Source organism: Deinococcus sp. Marseille-Q6407 (genome assembly GCF_946848805.1).
In the GTDB taxonomy this organism is placed as follows: domain Bacteria; phylum Deinococcota; class Deinococci; order Deinococcales; family Deinococcaceae; genus Deinococcus.
This window is the reverse complement of the sequence record NZ_CAMPFU010000002.1, coordinates 989,543-1,008,430: the sequence shown is the minus strand read 5'-3', so window position 1 is coordinate 1,008,430 and position 18,888 is coordinate 989,543. Positions and strand designations below refer to the sequence as shown.

The following is an 18,888-nucleotide window of genomic DNA, read 5'->3' as shown; positions in this document are numbered from 1 at the left end:
CCAGAACCCTGCAGCCTTTAGGGTTCCTTGCGGGCCGCCCCTGACCGGGTGGCCCGCTTTCTTTGTGGTCAGGCAACGCGGCCTATCATTTCAGGGTGACACGTTCCCGTCCTCCCCGGAAAGCTGCGCCCACGCAGACCACCGAGCCGGCCACCCAGACAGCGCCCCAGCTACAACCGATGGCGCCCGAGCCGCAGGGACCTATCCCCCTGCAGGAGGTCTCGCGGCCAGCAGCGCCGGGCCTTTCTTGGTTGCAGCGGGCTTTCGGCGTGGCACTGGCAGGAGCGGCTGGGCTGGCGATCATGTCTCTGCTGTTTGTCTTCTCGCTGGTCGCCTTCGTGACGGGCTATGGGACAGTCGGCACGGTGTTGCTGGCGCTGTTGCTGCTGGCTGCGCTAGGCACCGCTTACTTTGGGGTGCAGACCGCTCGCCGCAGTCTGAAAACCGGGCAGCAACAACTGCAGCGAGTTCAGCAGCGGGTGGGAGAGGCCCAGGAGCAGGTGCAGCAGCAATCGGCCCGGCGAGAACTGGTACGGCTCTGGACCCGTTACGGGACCCGGCTGCCGCCCCAGGTGCGGCCGGCGCTGCGCGGCGCCATCACGGCGACCGATGAGGCTCTGAAAGCCGTAGAAGGCGAACTCGGCCGCGAGCGCTACGAGGCGCAGCAGGCCGCCACCCGTGATCTGCCCGAGCTGCTGGACCTGTACAGCCGCGTGGGAAGTGATTCCGCCGAGCTGGCCGAGCTGGAACGTTCGCTGGCGCTGATTGAGCAGCGGATGCGTCAGATTGCCGCTTATATCACCGCCGAACAGCAACGTGAGTTTGCGGTACGCCGCGAATATCTCAACGACAAGTATGCCGAGGACTTACTGGACCCTGACCGCCCGCGGCCTTAAAGTGCTTCCCAAGTTTGACCAAAGTCACTTTGTGACTCTTCTCATGGATATGCCGCTGAGGCTGTCAGACTGGGACCTATGAAACATTTCGTGTTCCCGACCGCACAGCAGGCCGATGCTTTTGCCAACGAACTGAAGACCCAGGGCCTGGTGCGTGAAGACAGCCGCCAGCATGCCTACACCCAGGGCCAGACCGAAGGCTTCACTGGCCGCAGCACTGGCACCCAGTACACCACCGATCACTACGCAGCCGGCACCTACAGTGAAACTGCCGGCACCGAAGGCACCGATGTGGGCCAGGAAGCCATGAAGGGCACCGCTGTAGGCGCTGTGACCGGCGCTGCCGCTGGTCTGGCCGGCGCTGCTCTGGCCGGCGCGACTGCCGCTACCGTGGCAACCGGTGGCCTGGCTGCTCCCCTGATCGGCCTGACCCTGCTGGGCAGTGGCGTGGGCGCCGCTGTGGGCGCCGCTGGTGAAGCGGCCCGCGAAGCCGACGACGCCACCTACTACGACACCTACGACACCCCCTCGACCCAGTACAGCGCCCTGAACGAAACTTACCAGGGCGGTGGCCGCGCTGTGGCCGTGGATGACAACGTGCCCGAAGGCGCCCTGATGGACGCTGTCGCCAAGCACGGCGGCCGTCAGGTCAGCTGAGTTAAAGCTTCAGAGTAAATTCAAGTAAAAAAGTGGCAGCGTTCAGGCGCTGCCGCTTCATCTATCTTTTCGCCGCCCAACTGAAAAACCCCGCCATTGAATGACGGGGCTGTTCTTATCTCTTTGGTGTTTCAGAATAGAAGCTCAGCGCAGCTTTTCTGCCAGCCAGCGGCCCAGCTCGCTGATCTGTATCCGCTCCTGCGCCAGGGTGTCACGGTCACGGACCGTCACGGTGTTGGTCAGGGCTTCATCGTCGCCCTTGCCCACGGTATCGAAATCCACCGTTACGCAAAACGGTGTGCCCACTTCGTCGTGGCGGCGGTAAGCTTTGCCGATGTTGCCGCTTTCTTCGAGCAGAATGCGGCCCAGCCCCAGCTTCTGCAGATCGGCCTTGATCTGCCGGGCTAGGTCCACCAGTTCGGGCTTGTTGCGGGCCAGCGGAATCACCGCCACCTTGATGGGTGCGAGGTGTGGCTTCAGCTTCAGCACGGTGCGCTCGTTGCCGTTCTCCAGGGTTTCCTTGTGGTACGCCTCGCTCAGCACCGCCAGCATGGCGCGGTCCACGCCGGCCGAGGGCTCAATCACGAACGGCACCACCGGCTTGTTGGTGTCGGGGTGCGGAATGGTCAGCTTGGCGATGGAATCGTTGTTCTCCATCACCTGCGCGGTCAGCCCCAGTTCGGCCTGACCCTTGGTGTGCGAACCCAGGTCAAAATCGGTGCGGTTGGCGATGCCTTCGATTTCATCGTGGCCCAGGGTGGGGAAATCGTACATCAGGTCGTAGGTGCGCTTGGAGTAGTGCGCCAGGTCGTCCTTGGGCACGTTCTCCACGATGATCTTCTCGCGCGGCACGCCCTGGTCTTCCCACCATTGCAGGCGCTTTTGCAGCCAGTGCTCGTGCCACTCCTCATCGGTGCCGGGGGCGCAGAAGAACTCGATTTCCATCTGCTCCATCTCGCGCACCCGGAACACGAAGTTGCGCGGAGTGATCTCGTTGCGGAACGCCTTGCCGATCTGGGCGATACCGAACGGCAGCCGGCGGCTGGTGGAGTCCACCACATTCTTGAAGTTCAGGAAGATGCCCTGAGCGGTTTCGGGGCGCAGGTAGCCGAAAGAGTCCTCGTCGGCCACCGGGCCGATGGAAGTCTTGAACATCATGTTGAAGGGGCGCGGCTCGGTCCACTCGCCCACTTCGCCGCTGAAAGCGTCACGCACGCCGGCTTCCACCAGAATCTCGGCGGCGCGGGCCGGCTGCTCCATCAAGCGGGCCGAAACGGCGGCGATGTTGTCGGGCGATTCGTTCACGGCAGCGGCGACTTTGGCCAGCACGTCGGCCTTCTGGTCCTTGACCAGGTGGTCCAGGCGGTAACGCTTCTTGGTCTTCTTGTTGTCCACCATCGGGTCGTTGAAGGTGGCCTCGTGGCCGGAGTGCCGCAGCGCCAGCCGGTGCATGATGATCGAGGCGTCGAGGCCCTCCATATCGTCGCGCTCGTAGATGTTGGCGCGCCACCAGGCGTTCTTGATGTTGTTCTTCAGCTCCACGCCGAGGGGGCCGTAATCGTAAAAGCCCTGCAGGCCGCCGTAGATTTCACTGCTCTGAAAAATGAATCCGCGGCGCTTGCACAGGCTGACCAGTTCTTCCATCGTTTGTGCGGGCATGGTGTTTGTCCTTTCTTCCTTCGGGGTTCGCGGCAGGCGCTGAGGCACCCTGCCATAAAACGTGCCATAACAAAAAACGTCCCGGACGAGCCTGCACTGCACACTCATCCGGGGACGCACGGGACATGCGCGGTTCCACCCCAGTTCCGGCTGTGGCCCCACGCGTAAAACGCTGTGGCCGCTTTCCGGCACCTTTTCCTGTTGCTGTGGCTCCCCGCCTGCCTTTCTCGCTGCTGCCCGTCGCCTGACTTTCACCGTCTCAGGCTCGCTCGTGATGGCCTTGCAGCGGTACTCCTTGCGGCTCTCTGCCTGGATGCATTGTGGCGTGGCACTATGGAAAAATGCAAACATGACCGCCAATATTGACCGCTGGGCGCAACTGCTCAGCCATGAGCGCCTGCACGCTGCGCGCAGCCGGGGACACGCCGCTCATGACGAGGAAACGGGCCGGAGCGAGTTTGATGCCGACTACGGACGCCTGATTTTTTCCAGTGCATTTCGCCGCTTGCAGGATAAGACCCAGGTCTTTCCGCTGGCCAAGTCGGACTACACCCGTACGCGGCTGACTCACACACTGGAAGTGGCGAACGTGGGGCGTGGACTAGGCAAACATTTTGGGCTGCTCCTGCAAAAGCGCGGCGAGTTGCCGGGGCATCTGCACCCCGAAGACGTGGCCACCATCGTCAGCGTGGCCTGTCTGGCGCACGACATCGGCAATCCACCGTTTGGACACAGCGGCGAGGCGGCTATTCAGGAGTGGGCACAGCGGCACGAAAGCACGTTGCATGCGCAGATGTCGGCAGTGGAGTTCGGGGACCTGCGGCGCTTCGAGGGGAATGCCCAGAGCTTCCGCATTCTGGCCAGACTGTGGGCGCGTCAGCGTGAAGGTGGCGCACGGTTGACCCTGGCCAGTTACGGTGCCCTGCTCAAATACCCACGTGGCAGCGGACATGAGCGCGACAAAACTGACTGCGCAGGCAAAAAATTCAACTACTTTCAGGCGGATGCGACACTGGCAGAGGCAGTACGTGTGGGCCTCGGCTTGAGCGAACGCCGCGGTGCAGGCTGCTTTGCGCGGCATCCGCTGGTGTACCTGATGGAAGCCGCCGACGACATCTGCTACCGCGTGGTTGACCTGGAAGACTCGGAAGAGGCCGGGGTCATCTCGCGTGAACGTTTTGATGAGCTGCTGCGGCCCTTCTTGCCGGATTATTTACGCCGCATGTCCACTGCCGAATTGCGTGAACGCTCTACTTCCGAGCTCCGCGCACATGCCATTGGCGCGCTGATGGCTGCCGTAATGCATGTGGCGACCGCGCATCTGGACGAGTTGCGGGAAGGCACCTTCACACTGGCCCTGATAGATGCGATAGACCCGGAGATGCATGCCAGCTATGAAGCTCTGGGGGATGAAGTCAGGAAGACCGCCTATATAGATTCCCGGGTGCTGCAAGTAGAGTTTGCAGGCTTCAAGGTGATTGGCGGGCTACTGGACGAGTTGATGCAGGCGCTTCCGCCTAGCCTGGAGAGCAACGAGCGGCTCAGTAGCTCAGGACAGAAGTTGCTGAAGCTGCTGCCCAAGAAATACCTGCTGGTGCGGCCTGACGCGGACTTTCACGCTTTTGCCAAAGATGCAGACGCCGAAGCTATCGTGCGTGAACTGACGCCCTATGAGCGCACCTTGGTCATGACCGATTACGTTTCGGGGATGACAGACAGCTACGCGCTGGACATGCACCGCATCCTGACAGGGGTAAAGCTGCCCTAGCGTAGCGCTGCTGTGCGTCTGTCCGGGGCTGCCCCGGCCCCGGCTCTAAACTACCGGTATGACTCAGCCTTCTGAAAGCTCTTTCCAGGCCAGCGTTTCCAGTCTCAGCACGGCCGAGGTGCTGGACGCCCTGCGCGTGCAGCCGCAGCGCCCGCTGGAATTTTGGCTGCACGGCGAGCGGCTGGTGCCGGCCGGCTACCACCTCACCGAAATCGGCGCCGTCAGCACCGAGGCGGTGGACTGCGGCGGCCGGGTGGACCGCTGGCGCGAGACGGTGTTTCAGCTGATGGACGGCACCCCGGAAGAGGCGGAGCGTGGGTTCATGACCACCCGCAAGGCCCTGGCCATCTATGACCGGGTGGTCGGCCAGATCACGCTGGACCCGGCCGCCCCGGTGCGCTTCGAGTACGGCAACCTGTCCCGGCCGGCGCTGCGCTACGGCGTGGAGCGGCTGGAGCAGACGGATGAGCGGCTGACCGTTCACCTCAGCCTGCCGGGCGTGCAGTGCAAGGCGGGCGACGCCTGCAGGCTACCGGCCGGTCTGGTCACGGCGGGCGGCGAACTGACGGTGATGAGTACAGGCAGCTGTGAACCGGGCGGAGGCTGCTAGAGCCGGGCCTTTTGCCGCTGTGGAAGTATCATCGGAGTAAGTCACGCCTCTGGCTTTCCCGTATCCAGCCTGCACTGAGCTTCAGTCTCTCCGGATGCTGCGCAGTTGCACCTTCAGGTGGTCCAGACGCCTTCTTTGCAGCGGCGTGCGTGGGTCGGGAGCCAGAGTCAAGCTGGAGTGCCGGGCCAGAGCATCCACGACCTCATGATGGGTCAGGCCGTCAGTAGCAAGGTGATCTGCGGAGTCTAGAGCGGCCAGTCCATGCAAGCAGCGGTCTATCTGCTCGGCGCCCCAGCTGCTTGCTCCTTCGCCCCGCGAGCGCAAACGGCGCAGCAGGGTTTCCCGTGACGCCAGCAGGGCGGCGTGCCGCACCTCTATGCCGGCCCGGCGCAGGCCGCCCACGATGTCATCAAAATAATCCGGGTTCACCAGTGTCATAGGTACGATGATGAAGCGATTGCTGTGTAGGGCGCTGCGGGCCAGCAGGTCGCGGGTGCCGCTGCGCCACAGGGCGGTGTCCTGAAAATCGCCGCGCAGCTCCGGTGGGGTCATGCGCTGAATCCCGAAGCCCAGCTGCTCCGGGTCGCAGACGAACGCGCCGGGAAGGCGGAAGGCTAGGGCGTAAAGGGCGTAAGCTGCCTGGGTCTTGCCCACCCCAAAAGGACCATTAATCCACAGTACCGGCATAGGCGCAGCATAGCCATTTCTCTGACTGCCGCTGTGCCATGCTGCCGGTATGACCGACCCCCGCGTTTTTGCCAGCGTGCAGGCTCTCTGGAGTGGCGCTGCACTGGCCGACCCTTATCCGGTGTACCGGCAGCTTCACCGCCTGACTGACGGAGATGGGCTGCTGAACATTCCAGAGCTGGGCGGCACCTTTGCCGTATCGCACGCGGCCGCCAGCGCGGTGCTGCGCTCGCCGCAGGCCCGCTCGGCCGAGTGGGGGGTTAGCTACAGCGACGGTTCGCGGTTGCTGCAGCACATGATGCTGTTTCAAAACGGCGCTGAACACGCCCGGCTGCGTGTGGCTGAACATGCGCGAGCTGGGCATTGACTTGCTGACTTCGGCGCCGCAAAAAGGCTGGAGCAGCACCCCCTGCGCCGGCCTGGTGATGATGAGCGAGGCCGCCCGCGCCCGGGTGGAGGCCACCGAATCGGTCAGCTTCAGCCTGGACCTGAAAAAGTGGCTGAGCATCATGCAGGCCTATGAGGCCGGCGGCCATGCCTACCACGCCACCATGCCCACCGACGGCCTGCGCCAGTTCCGCGATACCGTCCGCGAAATCAAGGCCTTCGGGCTGGCCGAGGCCGAAGCGGCGCAGTGGGAACTGGGCCGGCAGGTGCGGCAGCTGCTGGAAGAGGCCGGTTTCCCCAGCGTGGCCGCCCCCCGCTTCCAGGCCCCCGGCGTGGTGGTCTGCTACACCGACCGCGAGGACATCCGCACCGGGCGCGCTTTTGCCCAGGCCGGCCTCCAGATCGCGGCAGGTGTGCCGCTGCAGTGCGGCGAGCCGGATGACTTCTCTACTTTCCGCCTGGGCCTGTTCGGGCTCGACAAATTGCAGGACGTGCCCGGCACGGTGACCCGCTTCCGTCAGGGGCTGGAACAGGTGCTGGCGGACCGCTGAGTGGTTGCCGGATAAGCGCTGAGCGCCGGGCTCTGACTCCCTAGCACACCAGTCGCCGGCGGCAGCTTTGCCCCGGCGGCTCTGCCGAATCAGGCATAGTGGGGGAGTGATGCAGCTCAAGGTGGCTTCCCATTCCGCGCCCAAGGCGCTGGCCGGCGCGGTGTCCGGCCTCCTGCGTGAGTCGCCGCAGGTGGAACTTCAGGCAGTCGGGCCGCAGGCGGTCAATCAGGCGGTCAAGGCGCTGGCCATCGCACGCGGCTACCTCGAAGGCGACGGCATCGACCTGATCGTGCAGCCGACGTTTGCACCGGCCAGCCGCGGCGGGGTGCAGATGCTGCTGCTGGTCACGGCCATTCGCCGGCTTTAGCCTGGGCTTAAGGTTCGGTTGCTATGCTGCAACCATCCGCAAGTACGGCACGTATTGCAGGTTGTGGGGATACGGCGGACTCGCTTGTTCGACACTGCTCCGCCGCAGACTGACTGAATTTCCGGCCCGGCTCAGGCCAAAGTGGCCCCTGGCGCGGAATCACAACTAAGGAGAACGATTGATGGACCCGATGATGTATAGCGCCGGCGGGAGCACATCCTATATGCCGCTGATTTTGCTGTTGATGGTGCTGTCGTTTGCTGTGCAGTTCTGGCTCAAGAACACCTACGGCCGCTGGATGAACGTGCGCAACAGCGCCGGCCTGACCGGGGCCGAGGTGGCCCGCCGCATGCTGGATGATGCCGGATTGCAGCACGTGCCGGTCAAAATGACTCCCGGTGAACTGAGCGACCACTACGACCCCATCAAGGACGAGGTGTACCTCAGCGAATCCAACTTCCGCCTGCCCAGCGTGGCGGGTGCTGCGGTGGCCGCGCACGAGGTGGGCCACGCCATTCAGGACAAAATCAGCATGCCGGCCCTGGTGGCCCGTGGCAAGCTGGCGGTGCCGCTGTCGATCGGCAGCAACCTGGCGCCGTGGATGTTCCTGATCGGTCTGGCGCTGCACTTTGGCCCGCTGATCTGGCTGGGCGTAATTCTGTTCGGTGGCGCGCTGCTGTTTCACCTGATTACCCTGCCGGTGGAGTTCGACGCCAGCCGCCGCGCCCTGGCTTACCTGCGCTCCAACGGCCTAGTCTCGGCCGGCGCCGAGAGCAGTGGTGCCCAGAAGGTGCTGACTGTGGCTGCCATGACCTACGTGCTGGCTTTCGCCATGGCGCTGGCCCAGTTCCTGCACTTCCTGGGCCTGGCCCGCAGCGACGACTGAGCCCTGGGGAGACCCAGCAGGCAATAAAAAAAGCGGCAGAGGGGAGAACCCTCTTGCCGCTTTTTTACTGCTGGATACCTGGCCTCAGACGTTGAAGCCGAACATCCGCATCTGGCGCTTGCCGTCTTCGGTCATCATTTCCATGTTCCACGGTGGCGTCCAGACGAATTCCACATTCACGTCGGACACGCCGTCCAGGCGGCCCACAGCCATTTCGGCGTCGGCGCGGATCAGGTCCTGTACCGGGCAGCCCACGCTGGTCAGGGTCATGGTGATCTCCACCTGTCCCGTGGGGTTAATCTCCACCTCGTAGATCAAGCCCAGGTCAACCACGTTCACCGGGATTTCCGGGTCCTTGACGATCTTGAGGGCTTCGAGTACCTGCTCGGTGGTGGGCAGGTCGCTGGCCGGCTGAACGTGGGGCAGATCCTGCGCGACCCAGTCGTTGGTGCCGCCCTGCAGGTTGTGCAGGCGGCTTTCGTCGTAGCCATGCTGGGCCAGGAACTCGGCGGCCTGCATGGAGCGCACGCCACTGCGGCAGATCAGAATGGTGTCCCGGTCCTGGGGAATTTCGCTGTAGCGCTCGGTCAGCTGGCTGAGGGGAATGTTGACGGCGCCTTCGGCATGCACGTCGGCGTACTCGTTTTCCTCGCGCACATCAATCAGCTGGTACTGATCGGTCTGCTGCAGCTTCTCGCTGGCTTCCTGGGGCGACAGTTCTCGAATAGACATAGAGCCAGCATAATTCAAGCGGCCGGGGTGAAATGTAGGGCCCCCTGACGCCGGCAGCGCGGGCTAGACTCGGGGTCATGACTCTCCCGCCGCTGCCCGGTTCTCAGGTCACCTTGATTGATCTGCGCCCCCAGGAACTGCGCTTTGCCGACCCGCTGGAAAAGCTGCTGCCGCAACACCCGGTGCGGGCGGTGTCGCTGGCCGCCATCGAGCAGGGCCAGCACGGGCTGACCCCGGCCGACGGCCCGCTGCTGGTACTGTGCGAGCGGGGCGTGCGCTCGCCGCTGGCCGCCCGCTTTCTGGAAGCCGACGGGCTGGACGCCCAGGTGTATCCCGGCGGCGTGCCGGCCCTGAAACGGGCCCTGAGTTCCCAGGAGTACTGAGTTCGCAGGAACACACTGATTCTGGAGCAGCGCCCCCGGCTTCAGGCGTCGCGCCGCAGCTGCCCGCAGGCCCACCAGGCCAGCGAATAGAGCAGCACGCTGCTGACGAACAGCGGCAGGTAGCCCCAGCGGTCGGCGGCCAGCCCACCCAGCACCGGAGCAAACAGGGCCACGCCCACCAGCGTGTTGAGGGTCCCGATATAGCGCCCACGCGACTCAGGCGGCGAGATGTTGAGCAGGTGATTGTTGTTGCCCAGGTTAAAGCCCTGCACCGCCACGCTGGAGAGCACGAACACCAGTCCGTAGGCCAGCGGCGGCCAGCCGAAGTGTCCGGCCAGCAGGGCGGTGGCCGGTGCCAGGGCCGCAAAAGCGGCCGCGTAGCGCAGAATCCGCCTGGAGCCTTTGCGCTCGGCCACCCGCTGCCAGCCCACGTTGCTGAGCGGGGCCGCCGCCGTGGTCGCCATCACGAAGGTGCCCAGTGACGCCGCCGGGAAGTCCAGGTCGCGCAGGGCGTACACCGCGTAAAAAGGCTCGCTGACAGCCCCAAAAGCCAGCAGCAGGCGCACGTTCTGAAAAGCTTTCAGGGCCGAATCCTGGAGCGAGTGCGGAATGGCGCGCAGTTCGCTGCGAAAGTTTCCCGGTGGCAGCGGCTGGTCCGGTGGTTCTTCCACCCGGCCGAACACGCCGTACCCGGCGGTCAGCGCCACGGTGCCCAGCAGGAAAATCAGGGCGTAGTTGTAGGGAAAAGCCAGCCCCGAACCCAGAATCCAGCGCACGCCCAGCCCCGAGAAGAAGGCCAGCAGTCCGCCGTAGAGGTTGCGGGTGCCGAAAAACCAGGCCCGGCGCGGCGCCGGCACCGTCTTGCTGACAATCTCCAGCCAGGGCAGCCCCGAGACGCCCGAGGCCAGGGCATTGACCAGCATCGCCAGCAAAAAGACCGTCAGGCAGAGGGCCGGCCAGTCGGTCAGGAAAGCGGCGCAGGCGGCCATCAGCAGGTAAGTGACCGTGCGCACCGTGGCGGCTGAGCGGTACAGCGGCAGCTTGTGCGTCAGCGGGCGCGCCCGCGCCGCGATATACAGCTGCGGCAGCATCCAGCCGCCCTGCCCGATGGCCGGCAGCAGCCCGATCACCACGTTGGGCGCGCCCAGCTTGGCCGCGAACCCGGCCATCACGATGGCCACGTTCATAAAGCCCTCGCCCAGCAGTACCAGCCAGCCGTTGAGCACGCCCAGGCGTTCGTTGGCAGACCAGTCCCGCCAGGGGCGAGTCAGAGAAGGACGCGGCATCCGCTGCATTATGCGCTCAGCTCTTGGCTCAGAGCTTGCCGCAGTTTCAGGCGCCCTGCGCCCGGGCGGCCCGCATCAGGGCCTGATCCTGCAGCAGGTCCAGCGCCGCGATGACTTCGCGCGAGCTGGCGGAGAAGCTGGTGACCAGCTGCCGCTGGGCGTGGGTGCGTTCGCCGGCCTCCACCGCTTCCAGCACCCCGGCCGCCTCGCGGTGAAAGTGGGCATGTTTGGCGCGCAGGTCGGTAAAGGCCGGCAGCTCGCCGTAGGCCCGTTCGCCGTCGCTGTGAATCCATTTGCCTAGAGCGCAGTTGTGGTCGGCCCGCACCGCACTGATGTCGAAGTCCTCTTGGCTCTCGCCCTGAATGGCGTCGCGCAGCCGCTTGGTCCAGTTCAGGTGTGCCTGCACGGCGCCGGGAATATCCAGCGTGGCAAGGTCGGCGTTGTCGGGATCGACCGATTCCGGTGCAACCGTGAGTGTTGGCCTGATAAAAATATTTTTAACCCAATCGAAAAAACCCATGCGCATCAAGCTATTCCGTGCCTCAGACAGAGAACTGACAGAACGCTGGATTAAAACCCGGCGGCAGATGTTTTGCTGAGTGCTCTGGAAAGGCCCGGCGGCAAGAAAATCTGTCAGGCACGAAAGAATCATCCCAGAAAAGATATTTAGCCTAAACCAGAGAGAATGAAAAAACCAATATCTCTGATATTAACAGCCTTTGTTGGACTGACCAGTTCAGCTCAGGCACAGGCAAACTGGACTGACCTGTGGCGGCTGTTGGGTACAGGCCAGTCCACCGTCCCCGGCGGCGACCTCGTCTACCAGTTGAAAGATGGGAAAGGCACGTCAGTTAATGTGGCCGCCAGCATACAAACCACAGGAGGATACGCATCTGCCATAGAGCTGACAGCTTTCAAGTTCGGCGGCCGCCTCAATGCGGCTGAAGTCGGGCTGCTAGCTTCTGATGTGAACCGGTTGGCGCAACAATGCTTCAACAGTTCACCGGACCGGAGTGCGGATATTCGCTGATTCTTGCTGAACAATAAGGCCGAAAATCGTAGCATTTTTTATACTGCTGGCACTCGCGGTGATGAGGCCGGGTTCGGTCCGCTGCGGGTGGCAGTCTCCAAACGGAATAATACCCAGGCCGATTCCATGTCCGTAGCTCTAAGCCGCAGTGGCCGACCTGGCACAGCCTCCTGGGTCAAGACCTGCGGGTTTTCTGGCTGACCCCTGGACCCCCTGGCCTGCGCTGCCACCTGCGCCGCCTGCCAATGTTCCCCAGTCCATCAACCTGGCCGCGCTGGCCCGCTACACTGGCCTGCTATGCTGACGCCCCCTGCCGTGCCCACCCCCCTGACCCGCAAGCCCGAAGTGATGGCCCCCGCCGGCGGCCGCGCCCAGATCCGGGCAGCGATAGAGGCCGGGGCCGACGCCGTGTTTTTCGGGGTGAATCCGCCCGAGGCAGACGCGCGGCAGGGCGGGGCCGGCTTTCATGCGCGGGCCAAAGTGGGTATCGCGTCCGAGGAACTGCCGGAAGTGATGCGCGAACTGCACGAGCGGGGCGTGCAGGGTTTTGTGACCTTCAACATTCTGGTGTTTGACCGTGAACTGCGCCGCGCCGAGAAAAGCCTGATCGCGCTGGCCGAAGCGGGCGTGGACGCCGTGATCGTGCAGGACCATGGGGTGGCCCGGCTGGCCCACGACATCTGCCCGGACCTGCACATCCACGGCTCGACCCAGATGAGCATCACCTCGGCCGAGGGCGCCGAGCTGGCCCGCCGGTTCGGGGCCAACCGGGTGGTGCTGGGCCGCGAGCTGAGCCTGAGCGACATCGAGCGCATTCGCCGCCAGACCGACCTGGAGCTGGAAACCTTCGTGCACGGGGCGCTGTGCGTAAGCTACTCGGGCCAGTGCTTTTCCTCCGAGGCCTGGGGTGGCCGCTCGGCCAACCGGGGGCAGTGCGCCCAGGCCTGCCGCCTGCCCTACGAGATGTTCGTGGACGGCGAGTACCGCGACCTGGGCGACGCCCGCTACCTGCTGTCGCCCGGCGACCTCTACACCCTGCACCAGATTCCCGAACTGGTCAGAATTAGCGTGGACTGCCTCAAGATTGAAGGCCGCTACAAGGACGCCGAGTTCGTGGCACTGACCACCGCGGCTTACCGCCGCGCGGTGGACGAAGCCTGGGCCGGGCTACCGCTGTCGGTGACGCCGCAGGAAGAACAGGACCTGGAGCAGATCTACTCGCGGGGGCTGGGGCCGCACTTCATGACCGGCACCAACCATCAGGCGGTGGTGCGTGGGCGCGCGCCCCGGCACCGTGGCGTGCGGGTGGGCACTGTGCGTGGTGTCACCGAGCGCGGCGTGCTGGTGGAGCTGGAACAGCCGGTCAAGCCCGGCGACGGTCTGGTGTTCGACCCCGCCAACTGGCGCAAGCCCGAGGGCCGCGAGGAAGGCGGCTTCGTGTACGGCCTGTGGCAAAGCGGCGTGCAGGTGGAAGCCGGGAATGTGCGCCCCGGCCGAGTCTACGAGCTGCGGTTCGGACGCGGCGCGGTGGACGGCGGCCGCGTGCGCGAGGGCGACCCGGTGTGGCGCACCCAGGACCCGGGCCTGAACGCCCGCATCCGCCCGCTGACCGACGCGGCCGACCCGGTGTACACCCGCCCGCTGGCGGCGCAGTTCGTGGGCCGACTGGGCGAGCTGCCCGCGCTGACCCTCACCGACGAAGAAGGCCGCAGCGTGACCGTGCAGGGCGAGAGCCCGCTGGGGGGGGCCCGCAACCGCGCTCTGGACGAGGCCGGTCTGCGCGAGCAGCTGGGGAAACTGGGCGGCACCGGCTATCACCTGGGCGAGTTCAGCGCCGAGCTGGAGCCGGGGCTGTTCCTGCCGCTGGGCGCGCTGAATGCCCTGCGCCGCGACGCGGTGGGTGCCCTGACCGAACTGCGCGGCCAGACCCCCGAGCGGACGGCGGTGCCGCAGCTGGCGGAAGCGCTGCGGGCCAGCGTGCAGCCGAGCGCAGCGGCCCCGGCCAGCCTGCCGCCGCAGCTGCACGTGCTGGTGCGGACACCCGAGCAACTGGAAGCCGCGCTGGCAGAGCGCCCCGACTCCATCACTCTGGATTATCTGGAACTCTATGGCCTGAAACCCAGCGTGCAGCGGGTCAAGGACGCCGGCATCACGGTGCGGGTCGCCAGCCCGCGCATTCTCAAGCCCACCGAGCAGAACCTCCAGAAATTCCTGCTGGGTCTGGACGCCGAGCTGCTGGTGCGCTCCGGTGGCCTGCTGGAAGGCCTGCAAGGTGTGGACGCGCCGCATCCGCTGACCGGTGACTTTTCCCTCAACGCCGCTAACGTGCTCACCACCCGCGCCCTGCTGGACCTGGGCCTTAGCCGCATTACACCCACTCATGACCTGAACGCGCAGCAAATCAGCGAGCTGGCCGAGTTGGTGGGCCCTGAGTCTCTGGAGCCGATCGCCTATCAGCACCTGCCGGTCTTTCACACCGAGCACTGCGTGTTCTGCCGCTTTCTCAGCGACGGCACCAACTACACCAACTGTGGCCACCCCTGCGAGTCACACCGGGTGGCCCTGAAAGACGAGCGCGGCGTGCAGCACCCGGTGATGGCCGATGTGGGCTGCCGCAACACGGTGTTCGAGGGCCGCCCGCAGGTGGCCGGCATGCACCTGGACGACTGGCGGGCGGCGGGCCTGCGGCACTTCCGGCTGGAATTCGTCCACGAGACGCCCAAGCAGGTGCGCGAGGTCATCGCCCTGCACCGGGACTACCTGGACGGCCGCCTGAGCAGCGCCGAGCTGGAAGAAGCGCTGGAAGGCCTGGGCGAGCAGGGCGTGACCGAGGGCAGCCTCTTCGTGCCGCGCGACTTCGGACTGCTGGACGAACTGCCGATGGTGTGAGCGTCAGCGGCGCTCCATGCTGCCCAGCAGAGCATCCAGACCCAGCTCGAAGCCGCCGGCCGGCCCGCTGGCTCCGAACAGGCCGCTGCGCTCCAGCTCGGCGTACCCATGCAGGAAGGTCCAGTAAGCGACTGCCCAGCCGGTGTCGTCCGGGTTGCCGCTGAGCCGGCCGACCAGCGCCAGCAGCGTATTCCAGAGCTGTTTGCCGGCACTCTGGGCCAGCGCCTCGGCACTGCGGGGAGCCGCCGGCTGCAGCAGCAGGGCATACAGATGGGGATGCTGGCGGGCATAGTCCAGATATTGCTGCGCGGCCTGCACCAGGGCTGCGCGCGCTGACGTGGCTGACCCGGCGGCCTTCTGGAGCTGGCGGTCCAGCTGCGCAGCGGCCAGGTCGCTCATGGCGTCCAGCAGCGTTTCGCGGCCGGGAAAGTGCCGGTACAGGCTACTGGGACGCACCTGCAGCTGTTCGGCCAGGGGGCGCATGGTAAGCGCTTCAGGGCCGCCGCTTTCCAGCAGAGTCAGTGCTGTGTCCAGAATCTGTTCGCGGCTGAGTTTGGCAGGTTGAGGCACGGTGAACAGTGTACGCCTTGAACTCTTGCCTTCCAAAACGTACGGCGTTCACCATGAAAACGAACGCCGTACGTTTTGTCTGGCCCGCAGCCCTGAGCGCCGAGGTTCCGACCGATCTCTGGCTGCCTGCCTCGCCGCAGCAGGTCTGGGCGGTGCTGAGCGATGTGGAACGCTACCCGGAGTGGAACCCAGTCATCGTGCGGCTGGACGGGCCGCTGGTCGCGGGAGCACGCATCACGTTTACCAATCGCAGTGTGGATGGACAGGAGATGACCTTTCGCCCTCGCCTGCTGACGGTGCAGCCGGATCAGGAACTGCGCTGGCAGGGGCAGCTGGGTCTGCCTGGCCTGTTCGACGGCGAACATTATTTTCTGCTCAGCGCTGAGAACGGCGGCACCCGGCTGGTTCACGGCGAGCATGTCCGGGGCCTGCTGGTGCCGTTGATGCGCGGCCGGCTGCGCGGCGATATCCGCGACAACTTCGGGCGGATGAACGAGGCGCTGGCACGGCGGCTGCAGGCCCAGGGCTGAAGCGGGGCTCTGCGGGCCGGGAAGCTCCCGCCCTCAGCCTTCCAGCTGCACGGCAGCATTCACCATAAAATCCGTTTGCAGAGCGTAATCCTTGCCGCCGGCATAGTCGCTGGCGGTCAAGACCAGGTTCACGTCCAGCACCCAGCGCCCGCCCTGTGAGTCGTACAGTTTGACGGCCAATGGAAAACTGAGCATCAGGCTGGTGAGGTGCCCGGCTGCGTCCTGCTCCGAGCGCTGCTGCGGCGGCTCCAGCAGGTCCAGGTGCAGCAGCTGGGCGCCGGCATCCTGAGACGCCAGGGCCGCGTGGACCTCGCCGGTCAGGAGGGCTGCGGCATTGCTGGTCAGCCGGGCCAGCAACGCGGCGGCGCCTGCGGCATGTTCCAGCCCAGTCAGGTACACGGTCTGGCCGCCGGGCAGGCTATGGCTGTGGACGGAAACCATGCCGGGCAGTCTAGCGGAGCCTGGCCTGGAGCCGGGAACCTGACCGACCCTGCACGGGGCTGTGCCAAGTTCGCCAGCCGGCGCCCCCTACACTGCGCGGGTGAGAGAGCAGCTCATACAAGTCAGCGACTATACCAAGCGCTTCGGACAGCAGACAGCGGTGGACAACCTCAGCTTCAGCGTGGGCGCAGGCGAGTTGTTCGGGCTGCTGGGCAGCAACGGGGCTGGCAAGACCACCACCATCCGGGCGCTGGTGGGGCTGACTCGGCCTACCGCCGGCGCTGTGCGGGTGGCCGGCTACGACGTATGGGCGCAGCCGCTGCAGGCCAAGGCCGCCTTCGGCTATATCCCCGACCGGCCCTACCTGTACGGCAAGCTGACTGCCCGTGAGCTGCTGCGGTTCGTGGCCGACCTTTACCGGGTGCCGAACCCTGGCCCAGAGATCGAGCGCTGGCTGGAGCTGTTTCGCCTGACCGAGTACGGCAATGAACTGGTGGAAACCTATTCGCACGGCATGCGCCAGAAAGTTGCCATTATCGCGGCAATGCTGCCCGACCCGCCGGTGCTGATTGTGGACGAACCGATGGTGGGGCTGGACCCCCACGCGGCGCGGCAGGTGCGTGAGCTGTTCCGTGCCCACGCCGACCGGGGCCGCGCCGTGCTGCTGACCACCCACTCGCTCCCGCTGGCCGAGGCCGTCTGTGACCGGCTGGTGGTGCTGGACCGAGGCCGGGTGCTGGGCGCCGGGACCATGGACGATCTGCGCGCCCAGACCGGCACCGTGGCCGGCGGAGTCGAAGGAGATAGCCTAGAACGGGTGTTTTTCCGGCTGCTGGAAGAAGAACAGATGAACGAACGCGCCGCCAGGGCCACGGCTGGGGCCGCCGAATGAGCCGCAGCGCGCCGTCGCTGCTGGCCCTCAAAGCCCGTGCCTCGGCCAATGCGTTTGCGCGGGCCAACAAACTGGGCTATCTGCTGCTGGGCCTGCTGGCCCTGGCGCTGATGTACGCCGGCGTAAAGGGCAGCTGGCAGGCGCTGAATTTCCTGGGCACTTTCGGAGATATCGGCTTGGCGGTGTTTGCACGGGTGCTGGAAATCGGGCTGATCGTGCTGACTTCCGGGGTGGCGTTCAGCGCCACTACAGCGGCCATCACCACGCTGTACCTCAGCGACGACCTCAATTTCCTGCTGGCACAGCCGCTGCCTGCCGCGCGGGTGTTCGGGCTGAAGGTCTTCGAGACTTTCCTGAACACGGCGCTGGTGCCGCTGCTGCTCACCTTGCCGGTGCTGCTGACCCTGGCGGCGTTTCTGGGGGCACCGGTCTGGGCGTATCCGGTCATTGTGCTGACCGGCGTGACCATCTTTGCTGCGCCGGTGGGCCTGGGCGCGCTGCTGGCGGTGGGCCTGATGCGGGCAGCACCGGCCGGCCGGGTGCGCGATGTGGCGACCGGGCTGGGCGTCGTCTTCAGCGCCGGGCTGGTGTTTGCGGTGCGGGCGATGCGCCCCGAGACTATCTTGAACCGGCTGCAGAACCCTGAAGATTTTGCCCGGGTGCTCAGCGAGTTTGCCGGCCCCACCAACCCGCTCCTGCCGCCTTCCTGGGCTGCACAGGGCGTGTGGCAAGCGGCGCGGGGCGAAATGCCACTGGCCCTGGTGCCGCTGCTGGCCCTGACCGCCGGTCTGCTGGCCCTGGCAACCTGGCTGGCCGGCAAGGCCTATCAGGAAGGTTGGGCCCGCGCTCTGGATTCGAGCACGCCCAAGCTGGACCCCCGGCCGCGCGGCCCCAGCGCCGGCGAACGCTGGCTGGGCCGGCTCGGTCCGGCCGGCACCCTGGCCTACAAGGACTGGCGGCTGATTCTGCGCGACCCCACCCAGTGGAGCCAGCTGCTGGTGGTGGTGGCCCTGGCCGGTGTGTACCTGATTTCGGTGCAGGGCGTGCCGCTGCCTTACCCACAATTCCGCGAGATTCTGGGTTATCTGCAGCTGGTCTTTCAGGGCTTTATCGTGGGCGCGGTGGCCGTGCGGCTGTCGTTTCCGGCGGTCAGTCTGGAGGGCCGCGCTTTCTGGCTGCTGCGTACTGGCCCCATTACCGCCCGGCAACTGGTGCTGAGCAAGTTTCTGTCGTTGCTGCCAGTCACGCTGCTGCTCAGTGTGGGGCTGGCGGTGGCCAGCGGCCGCATCATGGCAGTGGGGCCGGCGGTGATGCTGGTCGGGCTGCTGCTGGCCGTCAGCAACGCGCTGGTGATCACGGCGCTGGGCACCGGCATGGGCGCGGCCAACCCACGCTTTACCGCCGACAACCCGGCCGAAATCGGCGTCAGCCCGGCGGGGCTGGGCTTTATGGGCCTCAGCCTGCTGTACGCGGCCGGCTCGGCGGCGCTGCTGGGCAAAGCGGCCATCGGCAGCATCCTGCGCCCCGACCTGTTTTCCGGCTTCTCGGCGCTGTGGTCGCTGGAAGGCGTGCTGGGCCTGAGCGCCCTGCTGCTGCTGACCGTCTTCGGTACCTGGGGCGCCCTGCGGTTCGGCTGGCGGGGGCTGGAGCGCTGGGAATAGGCGCCT

21 protein-coding genes and 1 pseudogene are annotated in these 18,888 nt (G+C 65.6%); 14 read left to right on the top strand and 8 right to left on the bottom strand.

The window, feature by feature from the left end; all coding sequences use genetic code 11:
- The first annotated feature begins 95 nt into the window (after positions 1–95).
- Both OCI36_RS06920 and OCI36_RS06915 read left to right on the top strand, forming a co-directional pair.
- The gene (locus OCI36_RS06920) at positions 96–896 is read left to right on the top strand and encodes a hypothetical protein (RefSeq protein ID WP_261664334.1); all 801 of its coding nucleotides are present in this window, start codon (positions 96–98) and stop codon (positions 894–896) included.
- 78 nt (positions 897–974) lie between these two features.
- Positions 975–1,553: a hypothetical protein gene (locus OCI36_RS06915; RefSeq protein ID WP_261664333.1), complete on the top strand. Its 579-nt coding sequence runs from the start codon at positions 975–977 to the stop codon at positions 1,551–1,553.
- Between the two features lie 144 nt (positions 1,554–1,697).
- Here OCI36_RS06915 and OCI36_RS06910 read toward each other — a convergent pair whose 3' ends face one another.
- On the bottom strand, positions 1,698–3,212 hold the full coding sequence (locus OCI36_RS06910; protein WP_261664332.1) for a glycine--tRNA ligase: 1,515 nt from the start codon (positions 3,210–3,212) through the stop codon (positions 1,698–1,700).
- 349 nt (positions 3,213–3,561) lie between these two features.
- Between OCI36_RS06910 and dgt the strand changes: the two genes are divergently transcribed.
- Entirely contained in the window at positions 3,562–4,980 is a 1,419-nt protein-coding gene (dgt, locus tag OCI36_RS06905; RefSeq protein WP_261664331.1) for a dGTP triphosphohydrolase, read from the top strand.
- A 58-nt stretch (positions 4,981–5,038) separates the two neighbouring features.
- Positions 5,039–5,590 (top strand): DUF6428 family protein, encoded by a 552-nt coding sequence (locus OCI36_RS06900; RefSeq protein ID WP_261664330.1) that lies wholly within the window; start codon positions 5,039–5,041, stop codon positions 5,588–5,590.
- An 81-nt stretch (positions 5,591–5,671) separates the two neighbouring features.
- On the opposite strand, the gene OCI36_RS06895 is transcribed toward OCI36_RS06900, so the two are convergent.
- A complete protein-coding gene (locus OCI36_RS06895) occupies positions 5,672–6,277 on the bottom strand; it encodes an ATP-binding protein (RefSeq protein WP_261664329.1) in 606 nt (201 codons plus the stop codon).
- Positions 6,278–6,326: 49 nt separating this feature from the next.
- Here OCI36_RS06895 and OCI36_RS06890 point away from each other — a divergent pair, with 49 nt between their 5' ends.
- The 4 genes from OCI36_RS06890 (at position 6,327) to OCI36_RS06875 (ending at position 8,468) form a co-directional block, all read left to right on the top strand.
- Positions 6,327–6,644 carry a hypothetical protein gene (locus tag OCI36_RS06890; protein ID WP_261664328.1) on the top strand — a complete coding sequence of 106 codons (318 nt, stop codon included), beginning with the start codon at positions 6,327–6,329 and terminating at the stop codon, positions 6,642–6,644.
- Positions 6,613–7,215 (top strand): hypothetical protein, encoded by a 603-nt coding sequence (locus tag OCI36_RS06885; protein WP_261664327.1) that lies wholly within the window; start codon positions 6,613–6,615, stop codon positions 7,213–7,215. Before OCI36_RS06890 ends, OCI36_RS06885 begins: the two co-directional genes overlap by 32 nt.
- Positions 7,216–7,336: 121 nt before the next feature.
- A complete protein-coding gene (locus OCI36_RS06880; protein ID WP_315941251.1) occupies positions 7,337–7,582 on the top strand; it encodes a stage V sporulation protein S in 246 nt (81 codons plus the stop codon).
- Between the two features lie 181 nt (positions 7,583–7,763).
- Positions 7,764–8,468 carry a zinc metallopeptidase gene (locus tag OCI36_RS06875; protein WP_261664325.1) on the top strand — a complete coding sequence of 235 codons (705 nt, stop codon included), beginning with the start codon at positions 7,764–7,766 and terminating at the stop codon, positions 8,466–8,468.
- Between the two features lie 84 nt (positions 8,469–8,552).
- Here the strand turns inward: OCI36_RS06875 and OCI36_RS13325 are convergent, their stop codons facing one another.
- Positions 8,553–8,867, bottom strand: coding sequence for a metal-sulfur cluster assembly factor (locus OCI36_RS13325; protein ID WP_315941258.1), 315 nt, complete (start codon positions 8,865–8,867; stop codon positions 8,553–8,555).
- A gap of 45 nt (positions 8,868–8,912) precedes the next feature.
- Positions 8,913–9,200, bottom strand: a pseudogene (locus OCI36_RS13320) (rhodanese-like domain-containing protein); the annotation flags it as partial.
- Between the two features lie 77 nt (positions 9,201–9,277).
- On the opposite strand from OCI36_RS13320, the gene OCI36_RS06865 reads away from it, so the two are divergent.
- On the top strand, positions 9,278–9,583 hold the full coding sequence (locus tag OCI36_RS06865; protein ID WP_261664323.1) for a rhodanese-like domain-containing protein: 306 nt from the start codon (positions 9,278–9,280) through the stop codon (positions 9,581–9,583).
- 41 nt (positions 9,584–9,624) lie between these two features.
- On the opposite strand, the gene OCI36_RS06860 is transcribed toward OCI36_RS06865, so the two are convergent.
- Positions 9,625–10,869, bottom strand: a complete 1,245-nt coding sequence (locus OCI36_RS06860; protein WP_261664322.1) for an MFS transporter — start codon at positions 10,867–10,869, stop codon at positions 9,625–9,627.
- 46 nt (positions 10,870–10,915) lie between these two features.
- Entirely contained in the window at positions 10,916–11,389 is a 474-nt protein-coding gene (locus OCI36_RS06855) for a CZB domain-containing protein (protein WP_261664321.1), read from the bottom strand.
- Positions 11,390–11,554: 165 nt separating this feature from the next.
- On the opposite strand from OCI36_RS06855, the gene OCI36_RS06850 reads away from it, so the two are divergent.
- Together OCI36_RS06850 and OCI36_RS06845 are read left to right on the top strand one after the other, a co-directional pair.
- Positions 11,555–11,899 carry a hypothetical protein gene (locus OCI36_RS06850; protein ID WP_261664320.1) on the top strand — a complete coding sequence of 115 codons (345 nt, stop codon included), beginning with the start codon at positions 11,555–11,557 and terminating at the stop codon, positions 11,897–11,899.
- A gap of 348 nt (positions 11,900–12,247) precedes the next feature.
- Complete coding sequence (locus OCI36_RS06845) at positions 12,248–14,788, top strand: DUF3656 domain-containing protein (protein WP_409996726.1); 2,541 nt, start codon at positions 12,248–12,250, stop codon at positions 14,786–14,788.
- Positions 14,789–14,791: 3 nt separating this feature from the next.
- Here the strand turns inward: OCI36_RS06845 and OCI36_RS06840 are convergent, their stop codons facing one another.
- On the bottom strand, positions 14,792–15,358 hold the full coding sequence (locus OCI36_RS06840) for a TetR/AcrR family transcriptional regulator (RefSeq protein WP_261664318.1): 567 nt from the start codon (positions 15,356–15,358) through the stop codon (positions 14,792–14,794).
- A gap of 53 nt (positions 15,359–15,411) precedes the next feature.
- Here OCI36_RS06840 and OCI36_RS06835 point away from each other — a divergent pair, with 53 nt between their 5' ends.
- Positions 15,412–15,888 carry an SRPBCC domain-containing protein gene (locus OCI36_RS06835; protein WP_261664317.1) on the top strand — a complete coding sequence of 159 codons (477 nt, stop codon included), beginning with the start codon at positions 15,412–15,414 and terminating at the stop codon, positions 15,886–15,888.
- A 33-nt stretch (positions 15,889–15,921) separates the two neighbouring features.
- Here OCI36_RS06835 and OCI36_RS06830 read toward each other — a convergent pair whose 3' ends face one another.
- Entirely contained in the window at positions 15,922–16,329 is a 408-nt protein-coding gene (locus OCI36_RS06830; RefSeq protein WP_261664316.1) for a hypothetical protein, read from the bottom strand.
- A gap of 100 nt (positions 16,330–16,429) precedes the next feature.
- Here OCI36_RS06830 and OCI36_RS06825 point away from each other — a divergent pair, with 100 nt between their 5' ends.
- Both OCI36_RS06825 and OCI36_RS06820 read left to right on the top strand, forming a co-directional pair.
- A complete protein-coding gene (locus tag OCI36_RS06825) occupies positions 16,430–17,221 on the top strand; it encodes an ABC transporter ATP-binding protein (protein WP_261664315.1) in 792 nt (263 codons plus the stop codon).
- Positions 17,218–18,882, top strand: coding sequence for a putative ABC transporter permease subunit (locus OCI36_RS06820; RefSeq protein WP_261664314.1), 1,665 nt, complete (start codon positions 17,218–17,220; stop codon positions 18,880–18,882). The genes OCI36_RS06825 and OCI36_RS06820 overlap by 4 nt, the downstream gene beginning before the upstream one ends.
- The last annotated feature ends 6 nt before the right edge of the window (positions 18,883–18,888 follow it).

Bases quoted from the DNA above. Each gene is read 5' to 3' on its own strand.
- OCI36_RS06850 (WP_261664320.1), top strand. From the start codon at position 11,555: ATGAAAAAACCAATATCTCTGATATTAACAGCCTTTGTTGGACTGACC.
- OCI36_RS06895 (WP_261664329.1), bottom strand. From the start codon at position 6,277: ATGCCGGTACTGTGGATTAATGGTCCTTTTGGGGTGGGCAAGACCCAG.
- OCI36_RS06915 (WP_261664333.1), top strand. From the start codon at position 975: ATGAAACATTTCGTGTTCCCGACCGCACAGCAGGCCGATGCTTTTGCC.
- OCI36_RS06875 (WP_261664325.1), top strand. From the start codon at position 7,764: ATGGACCCGATGATGTATAGCGCCGGCGGGAGCACATCCTATATGCCG.
- OCI36_RS06820 (WP_261664314.1), top strand. From the start codon at position 17,218: ATGAGCCGCAGCGCGCCGTCGCTGCTGGCCCTCAAAGCCCGTGCCTCG.
- OCI36_RS06910 (WP_261664332.1), bottom strand. From the start codon at position 3,212: ATGCCCGCACAAACGATGGAAGAACTGGTCAGCCTGTGCAAGCGCCGC.
- OCI36_RS06845 (WP_409996726.1), top strand. From the start codon at position 12,248: ATGGCCCCCGCCGGCGGCCGCGCCCAGATCCGGGCAGCGATAGAGGCC.
- OCI36_RS06900 (WP_261664330.1), top strand. From the start codon at position 5,039: ATGACTCAGCCTTCTGAAAGCTCTTTCCAGGCCAGCGTTTCCAGTCTC.
- OCI36_RS06865 (WP_261664323.1), top strand. From the start codon at position 9,278: ATGACTCTCCCGCCGCTGCCCGGTTCTCAGGTCACCTTGATTGATCTG.
- OCI36_RS06855 (WP_261664321.1), bottom strand. From the start codon at position 11,389: ATGGGTTTTTTCGATTGGGTTAAAAATATTTTTATCAGGCCAACACTC.
- OCI36_RS06830 (WP_261664316.1), bottom strand. From the start codon at position 16,329: ATGGTTTCCGTCCACAGCCATAGCCTGCCCGGCGGCCAGACCGTGTAC.
- OCI36_RS06860 (WP_261664322.1), bottom strand. From the start codon at position 10,869: ATGCCGCGTCCTTCTCTGACTCGCCCCTGGCGGGACTGGTCTGCCAAC.
- dgt (WP_261664331.1), top strand. From the start codon at position 3,562: ATGACCGCCAATATTGACCGCTGGGCGCAACTGCTCAGCCATGAGCGC.
- OCI36_RS06890 (WP_261664328.1), top strand. From the start codon at position 6,327: ATGACCGACCCCCGCGTTTTTGCCAGCGTGCAGGCTCTCTGGAGTGGC.
- OCI36_RS06835 (WP_261664317.1), top strand. From the start codon at position 15,412: ATGAAAACGAACGCCGTACGTTTTGTCTGGCCCGCAGCCCTGAGCGCC.